14 protein-coding genes and 1 other RNA gene are annotated in these 24,384 nt (G+C 72.0%); 2 read left to right on the forward strand and 13 right to left on the reverse strand.

Going from position 1 to position 24,384, the window contains the following annotated elements; genetic code table 11:
- Nucleotides 1-95: 95 nt before the first annotated feature.
- The 9 genes from P3T34_RS14885 to ftsE all read right to left on the reverse strand — a co-directional run bounded on the left by P3T34_RS14885 (nucleotide 96) and on the right by ftsE (nucleotide 10,670).
- On the reverse strand, nucleotides 96-377 hold the full coding sequence (locus P3T34_RS14885; RefSeq protein WP_035793433.1) for an HU family DNA-binding protein: 282 nt from the start codon (nucleotides 375-377) through the stop codon (nucleotides 96-98).
- 507 nt (nucleotides 378-884) lie between these two features.
- Nucleotides 885-2,360 (reverse strand): NAD-dependent malic enzyme, encoded by a 1,476-nt coding sequence (locus P3T34_RS14890; protein ID WP_280666520.1) that lies wholly within the window; start codon nucleotides 2,358-2,360, stop codon nucleotides 885-887.
- Between the two features lie 408 nt (nucleotides 2,361-2,768).
- Nucleotides 2,769-5,078 carry a UvrD-helicase domain-containing protein gene (locus tag P3T34_RS14895; protein WP_280672104.1) on the reverse strand — a complete coding sequence of 770 codons (2,310 nt, stop codon included), beginning with the start codon at nucleotides 5,076-5,078 and terminating at the stop codon, nucleotides 2,769-2,771.
- Between the two features lie 247 nt (nucleotides 5,079-5,325).
- Nucleotides 5,326-5,696, reverse strand: a transfer-messenger RNA (tmRNA) gene (ssrA, locus tag P3T34_RS14900).
- 91 nt (nucleotides 5,697-5,787) lie between these two features.
- Nucleotides 5,788-7,068 (reverse strand): alpha/beta hydrolase-fold protein, encoded by a 1,281-nt coding sequence (locus P3T34_RS14905; protein ID WP_280666521.1) that lies wholly within the window; start codon nucleotides 7,066-7,068, stop codon nucleotides 5,788-5,790.
- 105 nt (nucleotides 7,069-7,173) lie between these two features.
- Nucleotides 7,174-7,650, reverse strand: a complete 477-nt coding sequence (gene smpB / locus P3T34_RS14910; protein ID WP_280666522.1) for an SsrA-binding protein SmpB — start codon at nucleotides 7,648-7,650, stop codon at nucleotides 7,174-7,176.
- Between the two features lie 8 nt (nucleotides 7,651-7,658).
- Nucleotides 7,659-8,888 carry a S41 family peptidase gene (locus P3T34_RS14915; protein WP_280666523.1) on the reverse strand — a complete coding sequence of 410 codons (1,230 nt, stop codon included), beginning with the start codon at nucleotides 8,886-8,888 and terminating at the stop codon, nucleotides 7,659-7,661.
- Nucleotides 8,889-9,014: 126 nt separating this feature from the next.
- Nucleotides 9,015-9,923, reverse strand: a complete 909-nt coding sequence (gene ftsX, locus P3T34_RS14920; protein ID WP_280666524.1) for a permease-like cell division protein FtsX — start codon at nucleotides 9,921-9,923, stop codon at nucleotides 9,015-9,017.
- Nucleotides 9,924-9,980: 57 nt separating this feature from the next.
- The gene (gene ftsE / locus P3T34_RS14925) at nucleotides 9,981-10,670 is read right to left on the reverse strand and encodes a cell division ATP-binding protein FtsE (protein ID WP_035793420.1); all 690 of its coding nucleotides are present in this window, start codon (nucleotides 10,668-10,670) and stop codon (nucleotides 9,981-9,983) included.
- A gap of 484 nt (nucleotides 10,671-11,154) precedes the next feature.
- Between ftsE and P3T34_RS14930 the strand changes: the two genes are divergently transcribed.
- A complete protein-coding gene (locus P3T34_RS14930) occupies nucleotides 11,155-11,349 on the forward strand; it encodes a hypothetical protein (RefSeq protein WP_280666525.1) in 195 nt (64 codons plus the stop codon).
- A 74-nt stretch (nucleotides 11,350-11,423) separates the two neighbouring features.
- On the opposite strand, the gene prfB is transcribed toward P3T34_RS14930, so the two are convergent.
- The 3 genes from prfB to P3T34_RS14945 all read right to left on the reverse strand — a co-directional run bounded on the left by prfB (nucleotide 11,424) and on the right by P3T34_RS14945 (nucleotide 15,990).
- Nucleotides 11,424-12,533: a peptide chain release factor 2 gene (prfB, locus tag P3T34_RS14935; protein ID WP_280666526.1), complete on the reverse strand. Its 1,110-nt coding sequence runs from the start codon at nucleotides 12,531-12,533 to the stop codon at nucleotides 11,424-11,426.
- A 9-nt stretch (nucleotides 12,534-12,542) separates the two neighbouring features.
- Nucleotides 12,543-13,817 carry a serine/threonine-protein kinase gene (locus P3T34_RS14940; protein WP_280666527.1) on the reverse strand — a complete coding sequence of 425 codons (1,275 nt, stop codon included), beginning with the start codon at nucleotides 13,815-13,817 and terminating at the stop codon, nucleotides 12,543-12,545.
- Nucleotides 13,818-14,031: 214 nt separating this feature from the next.
- Nucleotides 14,032-15,990 carry a serine/threonine-protein kinase gene (locus tag P3T34_RS14945; RefSeq protein WP_280666528.1) on the reverse strand — a complete coding sequence of 653 codons (1,959 nt, stop codon included), beginning with the start codon at nucleotides 15,988-15,990 and terminating at the stop codon, nucleotides 14,032-14,034.
- A 354-nt stretch (nucleotides 15,991-16,344) separates the two neighbouring features.
- Between P3T34_RS14945 and P3T34_RS14950 the strand changes: the two genes are divergently transcribed.
- Nucleotides 16,345-19,113, forward strand: coding sequence for an FtsK/SpoIIIE domain-containing protein (locus P3T34_RS14950; RefSeq protein WP_280666529.1), 2,769 nt, complete (start codon nucleotides 16,345-16,347; stop codon nucleotides 19,111-19,113).
- 77 nt (nucleotides 19,114-19,190) lie between these two features.
- On the opposite strand, the gene P3T34_RS14955 is transcribed toward P3T34_RS14950, so the two are convergent.
- Complete coding sequence (locus P3T34_RS14955; protein ID WP_280666530.1) at nucleotides 19,191-24,137, reverse strand: NAD-glutamate dehydrogenase; 4,947 nt, start codon at nucleotides 24,135-24,137, stop codon at nucleotides 19,191-19,193.
- Nucleotides 24,138-24,384 lie beyond the last annotated feature (247 nt).

Raw genomic sequence — 24,384 nt, forward strand, 5'->3', positions numbered from 1 at the left:
TCGAGGTGACCGCTGTCACTCTCCCGGGGGCCGCACGGGCCGCACAACGAAAGAGCGGGGGCGGTCCCCGAAAGGACCGCCCCCGCTCACTCGTATCAGTTGCCCTTGGCAGCTTCCTTGAGCTTCGAACCGGCGCTCACCTTGGCGCTGAAGCCGGCCGCGATCTGGATCGGCTCACCGGTCTGCGGGTTGCGGGCGGTGCGGGCCGCGCGGTGGGTGCGCTCGAAGGTGAGGAAACCGGGGATGGTGACCTTCTCGTCGCCCTTCGCAACGACCTCGCCGACGACCTCGGCAAAGGCCGCCAGCACGGCGTCGGCGTCCTTGCGGGTCACCTCGGCGCGCTCGGACAGAGCGGCCACCAGCTCACTGCGGTTCATGTGTACTCCTGTGGTCTGTTCGTTGCGGTGTGCGGGGCCCCATCGGGTCGTCCCGACCGGAGGCACCCGGCTGGGCCGCTGGTCCGCACACTGTGCTCATTCAGGCGGCTGGCGGTAGGAGCCGGGCTCGTGTCCCGAGCCTCGCACTGTGTCAGTCCTGCCACATGCCCGCCTGGGTACGAATCCTGCCCTTATCGGCCCTGAGAAAGCCAATCGGGCCTCGGCCGTTCGCCCCGAACAGCGCCCTCCCGACGCAGCCGTGACGCTCCGTCGGCGCCGGCGGACCGGCTCGGGCGGCGACCGGGAACGACTCGCCGAGTGGTTGGGGGACGTTCCGTACTTGTCGGACACGCCTGCCCCGTGCAGGGCTACCGTACGCCCTGACGGTGACAAGCCCAAACACGCCCCTTCCCCTTGTGTCGCAAGGGTTCGGAGCAGGTCGGCACGGGTGGGGGCGGTATTCGGCCAAGTGATCGACCTGATACCGCCCCGGAAACCCGCGCAGCGTCAGAACTTGACGACCGGAAAGGACGCCGTGTCGAGCGTGCCGACGATGCCCGGGGTCGGCCGATCCGGGGCCTTCTCGCCCGATCCCGCGGCCGCCAGCGCGGCCTCCCGGACGGCGGCGGCCACGGTCTTGGCCACGTCCGGGTGGAAGACGCTGGGGATGATGTAGTTCGGGTTCAGCTGGTCGTCCAGCACAGTGGCGGCCAGCGCGCGGGCGGCGGCGATCATCATCTCGCTGTTGACGGTCTTGCTCTGCGCGTCCAGCAGGCCGCGGAAGACGCCGGGGAAGACCAGCACGTTGTTGATCTGGTTCGGGAAGTCGCTGCGGCCGGTGGCCACCACCGCGGCGGTCTGCCGGGCCACCGCGGGGTCGACCTCGGGGTCCGGGTTGGCCAGCGCGAAGACGATCGCGTTGTCGGCCATCGACGCGATGTCGTCGCCGTCCAGGACGTTCGGGGCCGAGACGCCGATGAAGACGTCGGCGTCGCAGACGGCCTCCTTGAGGCTGCCGGTGCGGCCCGAGCGGTTGGTGTGCTCGGCGATCCAGCGCAGCGAGTCGTTGAGGTCCTCACGGCCGCTGTGGACCACCCCGTGCACGTCCGCGACGGTGGCGTGCTCGACGCCGGCGTCCAGCAGCAGCTTCAGGATGGCGGTGCCGGCCGCGCCGGCCCCGGACATCACCACGCGGATGTCGGCGATGGACTTGCCGACCACCCGCAGCGCGTTGGTCAGCGCGGCCAGCACGACGATCGCGGTGCCGTGCTGGTCGTCGTGGAAGACCGGGATGTCCAGCGCCTCGCGCAGCCGGGCCTCGATCTCGAAGCAGCGCGGCGCGGAGATGTCCTCCAGGTTGATGCCCGCGAAGCCGGGGGCGATCGCCTTGACGATGGCGACGATCTCGTCGCTGTCCTGGGTGTCCAGGCAGATCGGCCAGGCGTCGATGTTGGCGAAGCGCTTGAACAGCGCGGCCTTGCCCTCCATCACCGGCAGTGCGGCCATCGGGCCGATGTTGCCGAGGCCCAGGACGGCCGAGCCGTCGGTGACCACCGCGACACTGTTGCGCTTGATGGTCAGTCGGCGGGCGTCCTCGGGGTTCTCGGCGATCGCCATGCAGACCCGCGCGACACCCGGGGTGTAGATCATTGACAGGTCGTCACGGTTGCGGATCGGCAGCTTCGAGGACATCTCGATCTTGCCGCCGAGGTGCATCAGGAAGGTCCGGTCGGAGACCTTGCCGATCACCACGCCGTCGATCGCGCGCAGCTTCTCGACGATCTCCTCCCCGTGCGCGACCGAGGCGGCCGCGACGGTCACGTCGATCCGCAGGGCCTCCAGGCCCGAGGCGGTGACGTCCAGACCGGTCACCGAGCCGCCGGAGGACTCCACGGCAGTGGTGATGGAGCTGACCGCGTTGCCGGTGGCCGGGACCTCCAGCCGCACCGTGATCGAGTTGGAGACACTGGGCACCGTCGCCATCGACGTCCTTCTTCCGTCCACTGGGGTGTGTGCAGGCCAGGCCGCCTTCAACACGGAAATCAACAAAGTGTTGATGCTGCGCCTTGCGCATCGTAGGCCTCGATCGTCGCACCTACCAGCCAGTACCCAGAAATATCTTTCGGCGTTTGCAGGGAACCGACAACACAGGTTCCCGCGCGCTGGTTGTTCACCCGAAGAATCTGCCGCACGGGATTGCCTCGCGGGGCCGATGGGTTACATTGGACGGGACACCGGCTCGATCCAAGCCCCCGGGCCCAACCTTAGTCGCTTCGAGCGACCACTTGCCGCGAGGCGAGCATGGCGGGTCGGTGTCACCAACGTAAGGCCGAGGCCCCCACCACTGGTGGGGGCCTCGGTCGTTGACGGGCCGTCGGCGCGGCCCCCGCGCTACCGCAGCAGCGCCGGGACGCCGTCCGCGTCGGGCAGGTCGTCCGGGCCGCAGAGCACGGTCAGCCGCTGCGTCGCGCGGGTCAGCGCGACGTACAGCACCCGCAGGCCGGCCTCCGACTCGCCGGCGATGCCGGTCGGGTCGGCGACCACCGTCGCGTCGTACTCAAGGCCCTTGGCCTCCAGGCTGCCCAGCGCCACCGCGCGCTCGCCGAGCCCGGCGATCCAGTCGGCGGCCTCGGTCCGGCGCTCCATCGGCACCACGATCGCCACCGTGCCGTCCACCTCGTCCAGCAGTCGGGCCACCTCGGCCCGGGCGGCGGCCGCGAAGGCCGTCGGCTCCGGGGAGAGGACCGCGGCGAACCGCGGCTCGATCCCGGTCGAGCGCACCGCGCTCGGCGAGGGCGTGCCCGGCGCCGCCAGCGCCAGCACCCTGGCCGCGACGTCGGCGATCTCGGCCGGGTTGCGGTAGTTGACGGTCAGTGTGTAGCGCCGACGCGGCTTGCCGGACAGCACCTCGTCCAGCGCGGCCTGCGCCTCCTGCGGGAACGGCCAGGAGGACTGCGCCGGGTCGCCGACGATCGTCCAGGTGGCCATCCGGGCCCGCCGGCCGATCATCCGCCACTGCATCGGGGTGAGGTCCTGGGCCTCGTCCACGATGATGTGCGCGTACTCGGTCCGCTCGACCGGAAGGCGCTCGCGCTGGCGGGAGTTGCGGTCCGCCGCGGTGGTCACCTCGTCCAGCCCGGTGAGCAGGTCGACGGCGTCCACCTCGCGGTGCTTGGGCCTGGCCGGCTCCCCGAGCAGCAGCTGCAGCTCGTCGATCAGCGCGACGTCGTGCGCGGAGAGCGCGCCCTCGCCGCGGTCGGTGAGGTGTCGCCAGGAGGCCGCCAGCAGCTTGGCCTCCTCGGGGCTGACGCAGCGTCGGGCGATCCGGTTGGTGTGCCGGGACTGGCGCAGCGTCGCGAGCACCCGGCGCGGGGAGAGCGGGGGCCACCAGGCGTCCAGGAAGTCCAGGAACGGCGCCTCGTCGCTGACGTAGTCGTCGAAGGACTCCTTCTCCTCCTGGCGCTGCTCACGGCCGTAGTGGTCGGTGGGCCGCGGCAGGTGCCGGGTGGCCTCCACCCACAGGGCGTCAAGGAGCAGCCGGCGGGCCCGCGGGCGCAGCAGGTTGAGCGGCGTGCCGCCGCTGCCCAGCACGTTGCCGCGCACCGCCCGCAGCCGGCCGGCGTCCAGCCGCAGCACCTCGCCGCGGGCGACCACCTTCAGCTCGGTCGGCGCGCCGATCTCCAGCGCCTCCCGGACGGCCCGGCGCAGCAGCTGGAGCATCCGGTCCGAGCCCTTGATCCGCGCCGTCTCGGGGGTGTCGTAGCGGCCCGCCTCGATGCCGTCCACCAGGCTGCCGACCGCGCGGATGGCGACCTGGCCCTCCTCGCCGAGCGAGGGCAGCACGCCTTCGGTGTACGAGACCAGCAGCGCGGTCGGGCTGACCACCAGGATGCCGCCGGCGTAGCGGCGGCGGTCCTGGTAGAGCAGGAACGCGGCGCGGTGCAGCGCGACGGCGGTCTTGCCGGTGCCCGGGCCGCCGGTGACCAGTGTGGCGCCCGCGGCGGGCGCCCGGATGACCTCGTCCTGCTCCTTCTGGATGGAGGAGACGATGTCGCGCATGGTGTGGCTGCGGGCCCGGCCGAGCGAGGCCATCAGGGCGCCGTCGCCGACCACCGCGAGCTCCTCGCCGTTCAGCGTCGGCGTCAGGTCGGGACGCAGCAGGTCGTCCTCGACGCCGAGCACCTGGCGGCCCTTGGAGCGGATCACCCGGCGGCGCAGCACCCGGCCGGGCTCCAGCGGAGTGGAGCGGTAGAACGGCGCCGCGGCGGGCGCCCGCCAGTCGATCACCAGCGGGCCGTACTCGGCGTCGAGCACGCCGAGCCGGCCGATGTGCAGGCTCTGCGCGACGGTCGGGTCGCCCGGATCCAGCGGGGTGAAGGAGGGGATGCCGTGCTCCTCCGGGGCGTCGGGCGCCTGGAGGTCGATCCGGCCGAACAGGAAGTCCTCGAACTCGCTGTTCAGCCGGTGCAGGTGCGCGCCGGCCCGGTAGACCTGCGCGTCCCGCTCGGCGAGCGCGCCGGGCGTGCCGACCTGGACACGCTTGGCGGCGTCCTCCAGGACGTACTCGGCCTCGGCGAGCTTCTCCTCGAGCCGTTGGTAGACGGTGTCGAGGTGGCGTTGCTCCCCGGCGATCTCCCGATCACGCAGAGTGTCCGCGTTGGTGTCGCTGGTAGCTGCCGGCGGCGTGCCGGCTCCGGTGATTGCGGCTGCGTGCTGCTGGGCTGTGCCGTGCGCGCCCAAGGAGCCCCCTGTCGTACGTCCCGCGGTGGAGAGGTGGAAGCGGTCCGCCGTCGGAAAGCGGCGGACGGAAGATCCTACGTCCTCCGGCGTACGCCCGTCCCCCTCGGAGGCACACGTCACATCGGGCGCGCCGCGCCCGGCTGCGCTGCCCCGGACAACACGAAGGCCGCCTCTCCGCGAACGGAGGGCGGCCTGCATGCACATGGGATGGTGGAGATGCCGGGAATCGAACCCGGGTCCAGTGGAGTGGATTCAGGACTTCTCCGAGCGCAGTCCGCTGTGCTTTTCTCGGCCCTGGCAGTCACGCGGACAAGCTGCCAACGGGCCCAGCTGCTGTTTGGTTTCCCGCCCACCCCCGCAGCCCGGGTGGACGGTTGAGTTCCCTAAATTATGCCAGGATCCGAGTCGGGAACTCCTCGGTCTGACACCTTGCTACTCGCTGCTTAGGCAGCGAGCGCGAAGGACTCGCGCTTAGAATTGGCGATTATTTTTTTGCGGCATATGGTTAACGAGATCATTGCCGCGTTCCTCGGCTCGCTTCTCCTGTTTCGACTTCCCCTGTCGAAACCGATCATCCCCATGTTTTTTTGACAAACAACCCGGCCGAGGACTCCCCGGCCGGTGGTGCTGTGCCCATGGTACGCGCTCCGTGACGGAGCGGTCCAGCGCATTAGACCCGGGCGGGTGCCGGGGGCTGATGCGGCCCGGGGGTGCCGAGCTGCTGGGCCAGCCAGGGCAGCGCCTGGGCGAACGCGGTGGTGGCGAACTGCCAGTCGTGCCTGCCCGGTTCGACCGTGACACTGCTGCTGATGCCGTCCTTGCCGGCGGCCTGCCCCAACTCCCTGGCCTGGCCGATCTGGGCCGCCTCCTGGTCGCCGCTCTCGAACCAGCCGGAGACGTCGCGGTACTTCGCGTGGTGGGACAGTACGGTCATCGGGTCATGCGCCGCCCAGGCCGCCGCGTTGCCGCCGTAGAGCTGGTCGATGGTCTGCTGCTTGTCCCCGAGATTCGGTCCGAGGTCACCGGAGATGTCCTCGAAATGCGTGAAGACATTCGGGTGCTCGACCGAGAGGTCGACCGCGCAGGTGCCGCCCATCGACCAGCCGGCCACTCCCCACTTGCGGGGATCGGTGGCCGTGTTGAACGTCTTCTCGACAAACGGCGGAATATCCCTGACCAGATGGTCCTCGGCCATTCCGTCCGGGCCGTCGACGCATTCGGTGTCCGATTTGAAACCGCCGGTCGCATCCGCGAAGACCAGCACCGGGGCGTAGCCGCCGTGCTGGGCGGCATAGGCGTCGACGGTCTGCACGGCGCTGCCGGCCCGCACCCAGTTGTCGGGGGCCGAGAAGGCCCCGCCGATCATCTCCAGCACCGGCAGCCTGGGGCGCGCCGTGCTGCGGAACCACACCGGCGGCAGGTAGACCAGCTCCTCGCGGTGGACGAAGCCGCCGGCGGTGTCCGGAATGTCCACCTCGACGATGCGCCCGGTGCTGGTCCGACCGGTGAGCGAGCCGAGCCGGTCGAGCGACACCTGCTGCGGCAGCGGGGCACCGGTCAGCTCGCCGACCGCGTCGGCCATGGTCGGGAAGTACCCGGTGAAGGCGTTCAGCGCGTTGGCGCCGGCCAGCAGGGCCAGCAGCGCGGCGAGCGGTGCCAGCGCGCGGCGCCACCAGCGCGCCCCGCGCCAGCCGACCACCAGGACGGTGAGCCCGGCCAGCGCCGAACCTACCCAGAGCCAGAGGCCGACCGGCAGCGGGTCGGTGACCCCGGCCAGCTCCACCACGGCCAGCTCGGCGAGCACCGTGAGCAGCGCCGCGCCCGCCAGCGCGACCGGCAGCCGGCGCAGCCGCCAGCGGCGGTCGCGCCAACCGACGGCCACCAGCAGGACGGCTGCGGCCGCGAGCTGGACTCCCCACGGGAACCAGCCGTCCAGCAACGAGATGTTCATCCCCCGAGCGTACTGATCACTCGCGGGCGACCGGCTCTTCGATCATCTGGTGGTCATGCTGGGAGAAGCCTGAGACAAGTGCGGCTTTCGTCCGATCAGAAGTGATCAGCGCTGGCGCTTGCGGGCGGCCGCGACGGCGCGCGCCGTCTCCCGGGTGTCCTGCTTCTCGCGCAGCGTCTGCCGCTTGTCGTAGAGCTTCTTGCCGATCGCGAGCGCCAGCTCCAGCTTGACCCGGCCGTCCTTGAAGTACAGCGACAGCGGGATGAGCGTGTGGCCGCCCTCCTTGGTCTTCACCTCGAGCTTGTTGATCTCCGACCGGTGCAGCAGCAGCTTGCGCTTGCGCCGCGCCGAGTGGTTGGTCCACGTCCCCTGGGTGTACTCGGGGATGAAGACGTTGTCGATCCACACCTCGTGGCCCTGGGTGTAGGCGTAGCCGTCGACCAGGTTGGCCCGGCCCTCGCGCAGCGACTTCACCTCGGTACCGGTGAGGACCATCCCGCACTCGTAGGTGTCCAGGATGGTGTACTCGTGGCGCGCCTTCTTGTTCTGCGCGATCAGCTTCTGTCCCGTTTCCTTTGCCATAGCGCCGCTTATTCTCGCATCTCAGACGGGTGGTCGGCAGCAGGTTTTCGGGTGCCGCCGAGGCCGGCCAGCACCCGCAGCGCCAGCGGGCAGGCCTCGGCCGGATCCGCGGCGGGTACGTCGGGGGTCAGGCCGGTGCCGTCCGGGGAGCGGCCGGCGGGGGTGTAGTAGCGGCCCACGGTCAGTTCGAGCACCGATCCGTCGGCCAGCCGGCTGGGCTGCTGCACGGTGCCCTTGCCGAAGGTCCTGGCGCCCACCACCACCGCCCGGCAGCGGTCCTGCAGGGCGCCGGTGAGCAGTTCGGCGGCGCTCATCGTGCCGCCGTCCACCAGCACCACCAGCGGGGTCAGGGTGTCCCCGCCCGGCTCGGCGGTCAACTCCCTGCGCTCACCGCCGGACTGGTAGGAGGCGACCGGGCCGCCGTCCAGGAAGACCGACGCGACGGCCACCGCCTCCTCGACCAGGCCGCCCGAGTTGCCCCGCAGATCCAGCACCACACCGGTCCGCCGGGCCGCCGGCGCGGCGTCCCGCAGGGCGTCGCGGACCTGCGCGCCGACCCCGCTGGTGAACGCCCGCACGGCGATCTGCAGCACCCCGGCGGCGGGGTGGTCCACGGTGACGTCCTGGGTGGCCAGCAGCGTCCGACACAGCGTCACCGTCCGTGCCTGCCCGCCCGGCGAGCGCAGGCCCAGCCGGACGGCCGAGCCCGGGAGCGCCGGCAGGCCCCCCGCTGACGGCGTGTCGGCCCGGCCGCGCAGCCGCGCCACCACCTCGGTGACCGGCAGCCGGTCGACGGCCGCGCCGTCCACCGTGAGCAGCCGGTCGCCGACCCCGACGCCCGCACCGTCGGCCGGCCCGGCCGGCCGCACCCGGGAGACCAGCGTGGCGCCGTCCTCGTCGCGGTCCACCGAGAGCCCGACACCCAGGTACTCGCCGTCCAGGCCCTGGGTGAACTCGGCGTAGTCCTGCGGGCTGTAGTACGCGGCCCAGCGGTCACCACCGGCCGCCACCAGCCGCTCGGCCTGCTGCGGCGTGAGCGTCGCAACGCCGTCGGCCGGCGCACCGTCCGCCGAGGAGGCCGAGCGGCTGGTGGCGGCCGAGGAGGCCGAGGAGGCCCGCCGCACCGCCACCGGAGCCCCGCCACCCCAGGCTCCCGCCGCCGCCCCGCTGAACAGCACCGCGCCGAACACCAGCGAGAGCACGGCCCCCTGCCGCGCCCGCCGCACTGTTGCCGCCATGGGACGGGAGTGTAGGCGCCAACTGCACTGCGTGGTCGGGAATCGGCCGAATATCACCGGGAGTGACGAAAGTGGCCAAGGTGGAACAGCAGAGCTGTTTCACCCGGGCCACCGCGGATCGATCGGTCAGACCTTCAGGTACTTGCGCAGCGTCAGGAAGGCCGCGACAGCCGCCATCGCCATACCCGCCACGATCAGCAGCGGGATCACCGCCAGCACCGAGGAGAGCCCGATGAAGTGGATGAACTTCACCTTGTTGGCCAGCCAGTGCTGCACGCCGTAGTTGCCGATCAGCAGCAGACCGGAGGCCATCACCGCTCCCAGCAGGGCGGCGAACGCCGCCTCGGCGATGAACGGCATCTGCACATAGAAGTTGGAGGCGCCGACCAGGCGCATGATGCCGGTCTCCCGTCGTCTGCTGAAGGCCGACACCCGGACGGTGTTGACGATCAGCAGGAGCGCAACCGAGAGCATCAGCACCATGATCACGAAGGCTGCCGTCTGCAGACCGTTGAGCAGCCCGAAGAGGTTCTCCAGGATCTGCCGCTGGTCCTCCACCGAGCGGACGCCCGGTAGACCGGCGGTGGCGCTCTGGATCACGTCGAAGCGCGTCGGGTCGTTCAGCTTCACCCGCCAGGAGGACGGGATCGCGTCGGCCCCGAGCACGGACACCAGAGCGGGGTCCGGGTTCATGCTCTTCCAGTTCTTGTACGCCTCCGCCTGGGTCTCGAAGGTGGCGCTCTTCACCAGCGGCATCTTGTCCAGCGTGGCCTTGACGGCCGCGATCTGGTCGTCGGTGGCCGCCCCGGGGGCGCACTGCGGCGCGGTCTTGGCATCGGCCTTGGTGCAGAAGTAGATGCTCACCTCGACCTTGTCGTACCAGTACCCCTTCATGGAGTTGACCTGGTCGCGGACCAGGAGGCTGGCGCCGGCGAGTGCGAGCGAGAGCGCGACACTGACCACGACCGCGATGGTCATCGTCAGGTTGCGGCGGAGACCCACACCGATCTCCGACAGAACGAACTGGGCGCGCATTGGTTTTCCTACTCCAAGGTCGGTGCTGGCGGTCCGGAGGCGACGGCTGGACGGCTGCTAGTGCTGGTAGCCGTAGACGCCGCGGGCCTGGTCGCGGACCAGCAGCCCCTTGTCGAGCTCGATCACGCGCTTGCGCATCTGGTCGACGATGGCCTGGTCGTGCGTGGCCATCAGGACGGTGGTCCCGGTGCGGTTGATGCGGTCCAGCAGCTTCATGATGCCGACCGAGTTCTGCGGGTCCAGGTTGCCGGTCGGCTCGTCCGCGATCAGCAGCATCGGGCGGTTCACGAAGGCCCGGGCGATCGCGACGCGCTGCTGCTCACCACCGGAGAGCTCGCCGGGCATCCGGTCCTCCTTGCCGCCGAGGCCGACGAGGTCGAGCACCTCGGGGACCACCTTGTTGATGGCGGACTTGGGCTTGCCGATGACCTCCAGCGCGAACGCCACGTTCTGCGCCACGGTCTTGTTCGGCAGCAGGCGGAAGTCCTGGAAGACGCAGCCCAACTGGCGCCGCATGTGCGGGACCTTCCAGTTGGAGAGCTTGCCCAGGTCCTTGCCCATCACGTGGACCTCGCCCGTGCTGGGGCGCTCCTCGCGCAGGGTCAGGCGCAGGAAGGTGGACTTCCCCGAGCCGGAGGAACCGACCAGGAAGACGAACTCGCCCTTTTCGATCTCCAGCGAGACGTCCGACAGGGCCGGCCGGTTCTGCTTGGGATAGGTCTTGGAAACGTTGTCGAATCTGATCACGGCTGCATCACGGAGGCCATCCTAGGTGGAATGGCTGACAGCTCGGGCGAACCACCGTGACCTGATCGTTACTTCAGGCCCGGAGGCAGTGCCGGCAGCGCCGTTCCTCGGTCGGTCCCGTCCCCCCACATCCGACCGGGGACGGAGGCGGAAGCACCTCTGCGCGCCTCCCCCGGCTTGGGACCATACGCGACCCGCGGAGGCCCGCGCATACCTCGCCCATCGAAAAGCTGATGAATTGTCCGCTCTTGGGGAGGAATGACCGGAAAATTAGGAGCCACCTCACAGCCTGCGAGGTCAATGCGCGGTTTGTTGGCTTATGTGCACATTTCTCCCCGGATTCGCCACTCTGCTTCCCCGACCCCGGGAGCCGGATGCTCCGGAACCTGGCAGAGTAGAGGGGATAGCTGCGGGCAGCGGAACCAAGAGCCCGCCCGAAGCGTTGGCAGTATTGCGTGGGCAGTAGCAGCAAGGAGGAGATCGCATGACGTGCGACCATCTGGTGTGCGCCAACTGCGCCGGCCGCGTGAGCGAGGGCCGCTGCCACGTCTGCCGTGCCTACCGGGCCCGGCACGAGGAGCAGCACAACCCGTTCGCCTCGATCTCCCCGGTTGCCCTGCTGGCGCTGATCGCAGCCCTGCTGGCCGTGGCGATGATCGCCCGGCAGGCGCTGGCCTGAGGCGGCCCCGAAGCACCGTAGACAAGCCAGAGGGCCCCGGAAGCACGCTTCCGGGGCCCTCTCGCCATGCCGCTCTACTCGGCGGCCTCGCTCTGCTTGCGCCAGCGGATGCCGGCCTCGATGAAGCCGTCGATGTCGCCGTCGAGCACGGCCTGCGGGTTGTTGACCTCGTGCTCGGTCCGCAGGTCCTTGACCATCTGGTACGGGTGCAGCACGTAGGAGCGCATCTGGTTGCCCCAGGAGCTGCCCTCGCCCTTGAGCGAGTCCATCAGGGCCCGCTCCTCCTGGCGTCGCCGCTCCAGCAGCTTGGCCTGCAGGACGTTCATCGCGGACGCCTTGTTCTGGATCTGCGAGCGCTCGTTCTGGCAGGAGACCACCACGCCGGTCGGCAGGTGGGTGATCCGGACCGCCGAGTCGGTGGTGTTGACGCCCTGGCCGCCGGGGCCGGAGGCGCGGTACACGTCGATCCGCAGCTCGGTCTCGTCGATGTCCACGTGGTCGCTCTGCTGGACGACCGGGAGCACCTCGACGCCCGCGAACGAGGTCTGCCGGCGGCCCTGGTTGTCGAACGGCGAGATCCGCACCAGGCGGTGGGTGCCCTGCTCGACGGAGAGCGTGCCGTAGGCGTACGGGACCTTGACGCTGAAGGTGGCGGACTTGATGCCGGCCTCCTCCGCGTACGAGGTGTCGTAGACCTCGGTCGGGTAGCCGTGCCGCTCGGCCCAGCGCAGGTACATCCGCATCAGCTGCTCGGCGAAGTCGGCGGCGTCCACGCCACCGGCCTCGGCCCGGATGTTGACCAGGGCCTCGCGGGCGTCGTACTCACCGGAGAGCAGCGTGCGGACCTCCAGCTCCTCGATCGCCTTCTGCAGCGAGACCAGCTCGGCGTCGGCCTCGGTGCGGGTGTCCGCGTCGTTCTCGGCCTCGGCGAGCTCGTACATCACGGCCAGGTCCTCGATCCGGCTGCGCAGGGTCTGGACCCGGCGCAGTTCGCCCTGGAGGAAGGAGAGCCGACTGGTGACCTTCTGCGCATTCGCGAGGTCGTCCCAGAGGTCGGGGGCCCCTGCCTCCTCCTCCAGACGTGCCAGGTCGGCCCGGATCTTGTCCAGGTCGAGGACGGCCTCGATGGACCCCATGGTCGTTTCGAGGGACTTGAGCGCTTCGGAAGGATCGACGGCTGCCACGCCTCCAGCCTAATGGCTCGCGGGGGGCGTTGGGACCGGCCGGTAGGAGGTGACCGCCGGGGCCGCCCTGCCGGGGCCCTCCGACGGGCCCGCCGCAAAGGCCGTGTACGCCGCTGCGGCCCCGGCCAGCAGCAGCACGACGGCCAGCAGCACGGCGAGCAGCCGCCGCCGGCGCACCAGGGCCCGGCGCCCCCTGCGGTGCGCCGCCGCGGGCGCCGCCCGCTGGGCGCGCGACTCGGCGGCGTACGCCGCCAGCTCCTGAGCGCTGGGGCGGCGCAGGCTGGTGTGGGTGTCCCGGGTGGAGTCCGGCGCGGGCGCCGGGACCAGCGGGACGGCCGGACCGCGCCGGCGGCGGTGGGCCCCCGTGCCGGTGTCCGCCTCGGCGTAGACCGCCTCCAGGGCGGTCGGCGCCTCCTCGACCGGCGGCCGGCCCTGGGCCGGCAGCACCAGCGGCGGCAGACCGGCCAGCGCCGGCAGCTGCTCGCGCAGCCGGTCGGCGAGCTCGGCCGCGCGCAGCCGGGAGGCCGGCGCCTTGGCCAGGCACTCGGCGATGATCCGCCACAGGCCGTCCGGCAGCCCGGGGACGGGCGGCACGCTCTCGGTGACGTGCCGGCGCAGCACCGCACCGGTGTGCCCACCGCCGAACGGCGTGAAGCCGGCCAGCAGCTCGTAGAGCACGGTGGCCAGCGCGTAGATGTCGACGGCGGCGCGCGGCTCCAGGCCCTCGATGATCTCGGGGGCCAGGTAGTCGGGAGTGCCGATGATCCGGGTGGCCCGGGTCCGGCGCGGGGCGTCCACCAGGCGGGCGATGCCGAAGTCGGTGAGCTTGGCGCGCGGAGCCCCGCCCGGCCCCGGCGGTTCGGCCAGGTCGAGCATCACGTTCTCCGGCTTGACGTCGCGGTGCACGATCCCGGCGGCGTGCGCGGCGGCCAGGCCGTCGGCGACGTCCGCGATCACCGAGACGGCGGCCTGCGGTGCCAGCACGCCCTCGCGCTCCAGCCGGGAGCGCAGGTCGCTGCCGTGCACCAACTCCATCACCAGCGCCAGGTCGTCGCCGTCCACCACCATGTCGTGCACGCCGACCACCCGGGGGTGGTCGAGACCGGTCAGCGCGGCCCGCTCCTGGACGAAGCGGCCCACCAGCACCTGGTCGGAGGCGAGGTCCTCGCGCAGCAGTTTCACGGCCACCGGCCCGTCGGGGCCCTCGCCCAGCCACACGGTGCCGGCGGACCCCCTGCCGATCACCTGGTGCACGGTGTACCGGCTGCCGATCTTGCGTGCCAATGCTGCTCCGTGGGCGGCGGGAGTGTTCCCGATCCCCCGTCGGGGTTCCGGGAGCGCTCGGTAGGTCGGTGCGTCACCGACCAACCTACGCGTCCCGGCGCCCTCCGAGGCACCTCCCGGGGCCTTCGCCGGGCGGCACTTGGCGACAAATCTTGTGAAATATCGACAAAGCTGCAAAGCCGGCCGTCGGGTGCGGCGTCAGTTCCCCGTGGCGTCAGTTCCCCGTGACGGAGTGCCAGGTGCTGGAGATCCAGCCGCTGCTCGCGGAGTACCAGTGCTGGATGTTGGCCCAGTAGTGCGGCAGCGGTGTGAAGTTCCACAGCGCGACGGCGGCCACCGCGAGGATCAGCAGCACCATCAGGCAGCCCTTGAGGCAGCCGAGGCCCGGGATGTACATCCGGTTGCGGCTGCGCTGGCGGGGCTCGCGACGCTGCCGCGGCTCCGGCTCGCGGACGGGCTCGGCCTCCCGCTCGCGCTCGCGCTCCCGTTCGCGCGGCAGCGGCGGCTCCGGGCGGCGCGCGGACATCCCGGCGGGCACCGGCGCCTGCTGGTACGGCTGCCCGGACGGCGGCGCCTGCTGCTCCCGGTAGCCCTGCGGCGCACCCGGACGGCCCGGACCCCCCGGACCGCCGGGACCGGCCGGCCGGCCTGCTTGGTAGGGGGCCGGCGCGACCGGTGGGCGCTCCTGGCGGCCGTAGCCGGGCCGGCCCTGGTCGCCGCCGCCCTGGCGCGGGTCTGCGTAGCGCGGGTCTGCGTAACGCGGGTCGGGCCCGGGACCGGGCTGCTGCTGGTAGCCGTAGCCCGGCTGCGGCGGCTGCGGGTAGCCCTGGCCGCGGTAGCCCGGGTCCTGCGGGTAGCCCGGGGGCGGGTAGCCGCCCTGGCCGGCCTGGTACGGGCGCGGCGCCACCTGGGGCTCGCCGTACTCCTCGGCGGCGAAGACCTGGGTCTGCTGGTTCCGGTCCCGAGCGGCCCGCAGCTGGGTCTGCCACGGGTGCGGGCCCTCGGGCTGCGGGGCCTGAGCGGCCTGCGGGGCCTGCACGGGCCCGCCCGGGCCGGTCGGCGCCGGCATGCCCGCGGGCATCAGCCTGGTCCGCTCCTCGGCGGACACCGCGGCACCGGAGGCCATCACCTGCGTGGCGGCCGACGGGTCGAAGCGTCCGGCCGGCGGCACGGCCGGCTCCCCCGGCAGCGTGTAGCCGGGCCCGGTGCCCGGCACCTCGGCCGGCTGCTCCTCGGGCAGCAGCAGCTCGCCCACCGCGATCGCCGCGTCCACCGCCGCCGGGGAGGCGTGCACGCCCACCCCGGCCGCCACCACCCGCAGCGCCTGGGCCAGCGAGGTGGCGCTCGGCCGCTGCGCCGGGTCCTTGCGCAGGCAGCGCTCGACCACCGTCCACAGCGGCTCGGGCATCCCGGGCGGGCGCTGCGGCTCCTGGGCGAGGTGCGCGTGCAGCACCTGGATCGGCCCGTCGCCCTGGAACGGCGGTCGGCCGGTGACCAGCTCGTAGAGCATGATGCCGGCGCCGTAGACGTCCACCGCGGAGGTCTGCGGCTGCCCGCTCGCCGACTCCGGCGCCACATAGGTCGGGGTGCCGACGAACTCGCTGGTCCTGGTGATCCCCGGGGAGTCCGCGAGCCGCGCGATGCCGAAGTCGGTGAGCATCGGGTGCATCTGCTCGCCCCCAGCCTCCGGCCGGGAGGTGCCCCCGTGGACGCCGTCCACGAACACGGTCGCCAGCAGCACGTTGGCGGGCTTGAGGTCGCGGTGCACGATGCCGTCGGCGTGGCTGACCGCGAGCGCGTCGGCGACCTGGGCCATCAGCAGCGACCCGGCGATCGGGCTGAGCGGGCCGTTGCTGCGCAGGTAGCGGTAGAGGTCGGGGCCCTCGACCAGGTCCATCACCAGGGCGAGCAGCTCGCCCTCGACGACCAGGTCACGCACCCGGACGATGTTGGGGTGGTTGAGCCGCAGCAGCACCGAGCGCTCGCGCAGGAAGCGCAGCACGATGTCCGGATCGGCGGCCAGCTCCTCCTTGAGCACCTTGATCGCGACCTGCTGCCCTGGGCTCAGGTCCGGCAGTACGACGTCCTCGCGCACCCTGGCGCGCCAGACGGTGCCCGTGGCACCGCGCCCGAGGGTCTCCTCGAGCAGATACTTGCTGCCTACCGGCCGCACCTGGTGCACTCCTCGCCCTGCCGACGCCGCGAGCTTGGGATCAACCGTCTCAGCCCGTATGTGCGGCAACTCTAACGGTGTCCGTATCACTCCTCATGGGGACGGACGCAGGAGAGGGCCGTCCGGTTGGTCCGACCTGGCGGGATCGGGGGAATTGCGGGTTGACCTGAGTGCCCGTCGGCTTCACCATGGCGATGATCACAAGATCGTCAAATCCGGTACCGTGCGCGGACTGTCAGCGGCTGGTGGCAGGATGAGAACGCACTCCTGTGGTCCGGCGGTTGTCCTGTTCCGTGGAGCGGGGTTCCGAAGCCATCAGGCCGTCATCACGAGCAGAGGGGAACCCCGGGCGAGATGCAGATCCGGCTGACGGTCCTCCGGCCCCGCGGCGGCTCGGTCGGCGCCGCGCCCGCCACCGACGTGCTGGTCACCGCACCGGTGGGCACCGCCCTCGGCCTGGTCGCCGGGGCGCTGGCCGGCGCGGCCGGCGTGCGCGGGCCGCGCAGCGCCACCCATGTGCACCTCTACGCCGGTGCCCAGCGGATCGACGAACGCACCCTGCTCGGCCACCCCCCGCTGCTGGACGGCGCGGTGCTGGCCCTGAACGAGCCCGACCCGGAGGCCGTCGGGGACGACCACGGCGGGCGCCGCTCCGACGCCGCCGCCGAGCTGCGGGTGGTCGGCGGCCCCGACGCGGGCGGCGTCCACCACCTGCACGGCCGGCAGATCCGGGTCGGCCGCTCCAGCGAGGCCGACGTCCCGCTCGACGACCCGGACGTCTCCCGCCTGCACCTCGCCCTGCACCTGGGCACCGACGGCGAGGTCACCGTGCGCGACCTCGGCTCCACCAACGGCACGACGCTCGACGGCAGGCCGCTGACCGGCGACGAGCTGCCGCTGCCCGAGGGCGCCCTGCTCCGACTGGGCGAGTCCACCCTGGTGCTGGCCCCGCCCCGCCCCGAGGACGCCCGCGGCACCACCCCGGACGGCCTCGGCCACCTCCAGGTCGCCGCCCCGCCCCGCGCCTCGCACCCCGCCGACCCGCCACCGGACGTCCCCGAGCCGCCCCCCGCCGGCAGCCCGGGCCGCGCCCGCTCGCTGCTCTCCCGCACGCTGGGCCTCGGCGGCCCGGCCGCCGCCCCCGCGGACGCGGCCCAGCAGCACGCCCGGGCGCGTACCCGGCAGGCCGCAGCCCAGCGCGAGCGCTGGCCCGACCCGGCCGCCCTGCTGCTGGAGGCGCTCGACCCCGGCGCCCGGCTCTGGGAGCGGCTGCCCGCCCACCCCGACACGCTCACCCTGCGCCTGGGCACCGCCGACCTCCCCCAGCCTTCGGCCGGGGGGACCCCCTTGGGCGGCCCCGGCACCACCCCCGGCACGGTCCTGCCGGCCGTCCCGGTCACCGTCGACCTGCAGGCCGTCGGCAGCCTCGGCCTGACCGGCCCGCGGTCCCGGCTGAACGGGCTCGCCCGCGCCCTGGTCGGCCAGCTCGCCGCGCTGCACCCGCCGAGCGGCCTGAGCCTGGTGGTGCTGGGCGCCGACGAGCACCGCGCCGCCGAGGAGCGGGTCCAGGACTGGGCCTGGTCGCTCTGGCTGCCGCACCTGCGCCCCGGACAGGGCCAGGACTGCCGGCTGCTGATCGGCCTGGACCCCGCGCAGGCCGAGGATCGGCTGTCCGAGCTGACCGCCCGGCTGGCCGAGGACCAGCCGCTGCCCGCCACCGTCCTGGTGGTGGACGGCGACCCGGGCTCCGAGCGGGCCCGCGGGCAGCTGGAGCTGCTGGTCCGCCAGGGTCCGGCGGCCGGGATCTTCCCGCTCTGCCTGGCCGAGCGCCCCGAGCAGCTGCCCGCCGGGCTCGGCGCCACCGCGGCGGTCACCGGCGAGGTCGCCACCCAGCTGCGCCTCGACCTGCCCGACCCGGACGGCAGCCGGTGCGCGATCGACGAGATCTCGCTGGACGCCGTCTCGCCCGCCTGGGCCGAACGGCTGGCCCGGGCACTGGCCCCGCTGCGCGAGGCCGCCCCGACGGCCCGCGGCCCGCTGCCGGACGCGCTGCGCCTGCTCGACCTGCTCCAGCTGGACACCGTCACCCCCGCCAAGCTCTCGGCTCGCTGGGACGACCTGCCCGCCACCACCGGCACCGCCGCCGCCCTGCTCGGCACCACCCGCGACGACCTCTGCACCGTCGACCTGGCCGCCCCCGACCCGGCCGGCCACCAGCACCTGCTGGTCGGCGGAGCGCGCGGCGCGGGCAAGAGCGAGCTGCTGCGCACCCTGGTAGCCTCGCTCGCGGTCGGCGAGCGCCCCGACCGGCTGAGCGTCCTGCTGATCGAGGGCCGCGGCGCCGGCCTGGCCGGCTGCGCCGAACTGCCGCACGTCACCGGGCATCTCGACGCCGACGCCGACCCCCGGCAGGCGATGCTCACCGCGGACGCGCTGCTGGAGGAGCTGACCCGCCGCGAGGAGCTCTTCCAGGGCCGCCCGTTCACCTCCTGGTACGCCGAGCAGGCGCTCACGGCCCGCACCTCCGCGCTGGTCCGCCCGCGGTCCGCCGAGGCGTCCGCGCCAGTGGCCGCCGCCGGCGCCGGCGCTGTGGCCACCGTCAGCACACTCCCCGCGCTGCCCGCCCGGCTGGTCGTGGTGGTCGACGACTACGACGCGCTGCTCGCCCCCACCTCGCCGGCCGGCCGGCCGCTGGCCCGCGCGCTGGCCGCGGTGGCCGAGCGCGGCGGACGCCTGGGCGTGCACCTGGTGGTCGCCACCGGCCGGCCCGACCTGTCCGCGGGCAACGCGGTGGACGATGCGGCGCTGTGGCGGATCGCGCTGCGCACCGACCACCCGTCCGACTCCGACCTGCTGGTCAGCGTCGACGACGCCGCGGCGGTGCCCGAGGAGAATCCGGGCCGCGGCTATCTGCGCCGCCCGGACGGCGCGGTGCTGGCCTTCCAGACCGCCCGGGTCAGCGGCCGGATCCCCCGCACCGCCACCCTGCGCCCCACCGTGGTCGCGATAGACCCGGCCCAGCTCGGCACCCCGCCGACCCGCCGCCCGGTGCGTGAGCTGGGCAACGGCCCGACCGACCTGGCCCTGCTCGCCAGCGCCCTGCAGCGCGCCGCGCAGCCGTAGGGACCCAGGCGTAGCAACGGGAAACGCCGACGGGACCGCACCCGAAGGTGCGGTCCCGTCGGCGTCAGCCGTCAGGCTCAGCGCATCGAACCCGTGCGCAGCAGCGTGCGGATCACCCGCATGGCCACCGAGAGGCTGGACAGCTCATAGGTGTCCGAACCCCTTATGTCGTCGAGCGTGGTCTTGGCCCGCGAGAGCAGGCCGCCGTTCAGCTCGGCCCAGGCCTTGTAGCGCTCCTCGGCCGTGGCACCCTCGGGCCCGCAGGCCAGGATGTCGGCGGTGAGGACGGCGTGCGCCGCGAAGAGGTCCTCGCGGATCGCCGCGCGGGCCATCGAGGACCACCGGTCGGTGCGCGGCAGCTCGATGATCCGGTCCAGCAGGTGGGTGATGCCCAGCCGGTCGGCGAGGTCGTAGTAGAGGTCGGCGACCTCGTGCACGTCCTTGCCGGAGCGGTCCGCGACCTCGGTGATGTCCAGCGCCGGGAAGGTCGAGGAGAGCCCCGCGACCCGGGTGGCCAGCGCCACCGGCACACCGGCCTGGACCAGCTCGCCGTAGATCTTCTCGAACCAGGCCAGGTCCTCACCGCGCAGCGGCTTCGGCAGGCTGCTCCACACCTGGTCCACCCGCTCCTGGAAGAACGCGATGGTGCCCGCGATGTCCAGCGGCTGGCGGCGGTTGTTGAGCATCCAGCGGGTGGCCCGCTCGACCAGCCGGCGCGAGTGCAGCCGCACCCGGGTCAGCACGTCGGCCGGGACCTGGTTGTCGAAGCCCTCGGCCTGGTCCCAGATGTTCTCCAGGCCGAAGACCGCGCGGGCCGCGGTGTGCGTACGGGCGATCTCCTCGTAGGTCGCCCCGGTCTCCTCGCGGAGGCGGAACGCGAAGGTGCAGCCACCGCGGTTGATCGTGTCGTTGACGATCAGGGTGGTGATGATCTCCCGGCGCAGCGCGTGCGCGTCGATCGCCTCGGCGAACCGCTCGCGCAGCGCGGTGGGGAAGTACGCGTGCAGGGTGTCGCGGAAGTACGGGTCGTCGGGCAGCTCGGTGGCGAGCAGCTCGTCGGCCAGCGTGATCTTCGTGTAGGCGAGCAGGACGGACAGCTCGGGCTGGGTGAGCCCGTGGCCGTTCTGCTGGCGCTCACGGATCTGGCGCTCGGTCGGCAGGAACTCGATGCCCCGGTCGAGCAGGCCGTCGGCCTCCAGCCGGTTGATCATCCGCGAGTGCACATTGACCATGCTGTGCGCCTGGGCGACGGCGTTGGCCAGCACGACGTTCTGCGCGTAGTTGTTGCGCAGGACGAGGTCGCCGACCTCCTCGGTCATCTCGGCCAGCACGGCGTTGCGCTGCTTGACCGTCATGTCGCCCTCGGCGACCACCCGGTTGAGCAGGATCTTGATGTTCACCTCGTGGTCCGAGGTGTCCACGCCGGCCGAGTTGTCGATGGCGTCGGTGTTGATCCAGCCGCCGGTGCCCGCCGGGCCGCCGACCTGGGCGTACTCGATGCGGCCCAGCTGGGTGCAGCCGAGGTTGCCGCCCTCGCCGATGACCTGGGCGCGGACCTGGCCGCCGTTCACCCGGATCGGGTCGTTGGCCTTGTCGCCGACGTCCGCGTTGGTCTCCCGCTCGGCCTTGATGTAGGTGCCGATGCCGCCGTTCCAGAACAGGTCGACGGGCGCCTGCAGGATCGCCTTCATCAGCTCGGCCGGGGTGACCCGGCTCTCGGCGATGCCGAGCACGGAGCGCACCTGCGCGGTCAGCTGGATCGACTTGGCGCTGCGCGGGAAGATCCCGCCGCCTGCCGAGATCAGCGACTTGTCGTAGTCGTCCCAGGAGCTGCGCGGCAGGTCGAAGAGCCGCCGGCGCTCGGCGAAGGACACCGCCGCGTCCGGGTTCGGGTCCAGGAAGATGTGCCGGTGGTCGAAGGCGGCCACCAGCCGGATGTGCTCGCTGAGCAGCATGCCGTTGCCGAACACGTCACCGGACATGTCGCCGATGCCGACGACGGTGAAGTCCTCGCTCTGGGTGTCGTGGCCCAGCTCGCGGAAGTTGCGCTTGACGGACTCCCAGGCGCCGCGGGCCGTGATGCCCATGCCCTTGTGGTCGTAGCCGGCCGAGCCGCCCGAGGCGAAGGCGTCGCCCAGCCAGAAGCCGTACTCCTCGGCCACGCCGTTGGCGATGTCCGAGAAGGTCGCGGTGCCCTTGTCGGCGGCGACCACCAGGTAGGTGTCGTCCTCGTCGTGGCGGACCACGTCGACCGGGTGGACGACCGCGCCGCCCTGGAGGTTGTCGGTGATGTCCAGCAGCGCCGAGATGAAGGTCTTGTAGGACGAGATGCCCTCGGCGAGCCACGCGTCGCGGTCCACCGCCGGGTCCGGCAGCTGCTTGGCGACGAAGCCGCCCTTGGCGCCGACCGGGACGATCACGGTGTTCTTGACCATCTGGGCCTTGACCAGGCCCAGGATCTCGGTACGGAAGTCCTCGCGCCGGTCGGACCAGCGCAGACCACCGCGGGCGACCTTGCCGAAGCGCAGGTGCACGCCCTCGACCTGGGGCGAGTAGACCCAGATCTCGAAGGCCGGGCGCGGCGCGGGCAGGTCCGGGATGGCGTGCGGGTCGAACTTCATCGACACGTAGGAGTGCCAGTCGCCGTCCGCCGCGCGCTGGAAGAAGTTGGTCCGCAGGGTGGCCGTGATCAGGTGCAGGAAGGAGCGCAGGATGCGGTCCTCGTCCAGCGACACGACCTCGTCCAGCGCGCCGGTGAGCTCCTCGAGGATGCCCTCGCACAGCTCGTCCGCGCCCATCTGGTGACCCGGGCTCAGGCGTGCCTCGAAGAGGTTGACCAGCAGCCGGGTGGTGTGGGCGTTGTTGCGGAGCGCGTCCTCCATGTAGTCCTGGGAGAAGGTGCTCCCGGCCTGCCGGAGGTACTTGGCCAGCGCGCGCAGCACGACGGCCTGACGCCAGTTCAGGCCGGCGGTGAGGATCAGGCCGTTGAAGCCGTCGTTCTCGGCGCGGCCGGTCCAGGTGGCCGCGAAGGCCTCCTGGAAGCGCTCGCGGGCCTCGTCGCTGAGCTCGGTGGCCTCGCGCAGCTGCAGACCGAAGTCGTAGACCCAGGCCGTGGTGGAGTCCGAGCGGCGCAGCGCGTACGGGTGCTCGTCGAGCACCTCGACGCCCAGGCGCTGCAGCACCGGCAGGACCTCGGTCAGCGAGATCGGGCCGCCGACCCGGTAGATCTTGAAGCGGCGCTCGTCGTCGCCCGCGCCGACCGGCTGGTAGAGGTTCAGCCGGAAGTCGCCCTCGCCGTGCAGCGCCTCGATCTGCTTGAGGTCGGCGACGGCGGTGCGCGCGGTGAAGTCGGCGCGGTAGCCGTCGGGGAAGGCGTTGGCGTAGCGGTGCGCGAGCTCCGCGGCCTTCTCCTCGCCCAGCTCGATGTGCAGCTGGTCGTTGAAGCCGTCCATCCAGAACCGGGCGGCCTCGGCCAGCTTGGCCTCGATCCGCTCGATCTCGACCTCGGTCAGCTCGGGCAGCTCGCTGCCGGGCGCCACCCGCACCACGAAGTGCAGTCGGGTCAGCACCGACTCGGTGGACCAGACCGTGTAGTCGATGGCGGCGCCGTTCAGCTCCGCCATCAGGATCTCCATCAGGCGCAGCCGGATCCGCGTGGTGTAGCGGTCGCGCGGCAGGTAGACCAGGGCGGAGAAGTAGCGGCCGTACTCGTCCTGACGCAGGAACAGCCGCAGCTTGCGCCGCTCCTGCAGGTAGAGCACGCTGCTGGCGATCTCCAGCAGCTCCTCGGCGGGAGTCTGGAAGATCTCGTCGCGCGGGAAGGTCTCCAGGATCTGCAGCAGGTCGCGGCCGTCGTGGCTCTCGCTGCTGAAGCCCGAGCCCGCCAGCACCTCCTGGACCTTGCGGCGCACCACCGGGATCCGGGTGACCGACTCGGTGTAGGCGGCGGAGGAGAACAGGCCGAGGAAGCGGCGCTCGCCGATCACGTTGCCGTTGGCGTCGAACTTCTTCACCCCGACGTAGTCGAGGTAGGACGGGCGGTGCACGGTCGCCCGCGAGTTCGCCTTGGTCAGCACGAGCAGCTTCTTCTCGTGCGCCTTCGCCCGGACGGGGGCGGAAAGGCGGCCGAAGGACTCGCTGACCGGGTGGTGGTCGGTGTCGTGGCTGAGCGGGTCGGAGCGCAGGATGCCCAGGCCGGTGCCGGGGATCGCGCGCAGCACCTCCTCGCCCTCGTGCTCGACCAGGTCGTACTCGCGGTAGCCGAGGAAGGTGAAGTGGTCGTCGGCCAGCCAGCGCATCAGCTCCCAGGCCTCGCCGACCTCCTGCTCGGGCAGGTGGGCCGGGGGCACCTCGGCGAGCTCGTCGGCCAGGCGCAGCGCGCTGGTGCGCATCTTCGCCCAGTCCTCGACCACCTCGCGGACGTCACCGAGGACGCGGCGCAGGCCGGACTCGATGGCCTGCAGGTCCTCGCGGTCGGTCTCGCGGTCGATCTCGACGTGCATCCAGGACTCGACGGTCGCGTCGGCGGGCCACTCGCGGCCCGAGGACTGACTGCGCGAGCAGGCGTCGATGTCGAGGATCTCCAGCAGCTTGCCGGTGATGTCACGGCGTACGACCAGCTGGGGGTGGATCACCAGGTGGATCGCCCGGTCCTGGCGGGACAACTCGTTGGTGACCGAGTCGACCAGGAAGGGCATGTCGTCGGTGACCACCTCGACCACGGTGTGGCCGCTGGCCCAACCGTTCTCGTCGACGCTCGGGGTGTAGACCCGGACCTCGGCGGTGCCCTGCGGGCGCTTGAGGCCCAGCCGGTAGTGGGAGGCGGCCGCGCCGTAGACGTCAACCGGGTCCCGGTCGACCAGGTCGTCGGGGGCGGTGTGGAGGTAGTAGTGGTGCAGGTACGCGGTCAGAGCACCGTTGCTGAGACCTTCCCCTGGCGCCGCTCCCCCCACCTGGCTGTTCTCAGCGGCTGCTGCTGCTTTCGCGAGCAGTTCGGCCTTGGCTGCGTCCAGCTTGGTCTGCATGGCTCTTTGGCTCCTGTCGCGCGCCGTTGCGTGACTCGGTGGTGGTGGGTGTGCACCGCCGGGTCTGCCCGCAATCCTCCCGCACATTCCGGACGAAAGACGCTCAAGGCACGCTTGAAGAGCCCTTTGCCTGGGTACGACAGGTCTTTCGGCCTGCGGGACGCCCCGACGACGCCAGTCAGCCTAACCGGCGGAAACGAAGGTGTCAGGGGACAGGGAGGCGCAAAGCTGTAGGAAGATCGCACAT

The sequence above is a fragment of the Kitasatospora sp. MAP12-44 genome (genome assembly GCF_029892095.1).
GTDB lineage: Bacteria > Actinomycetota > Actinomycetes > Streptomycetales > Streptomycetaceae > Kitasatospora.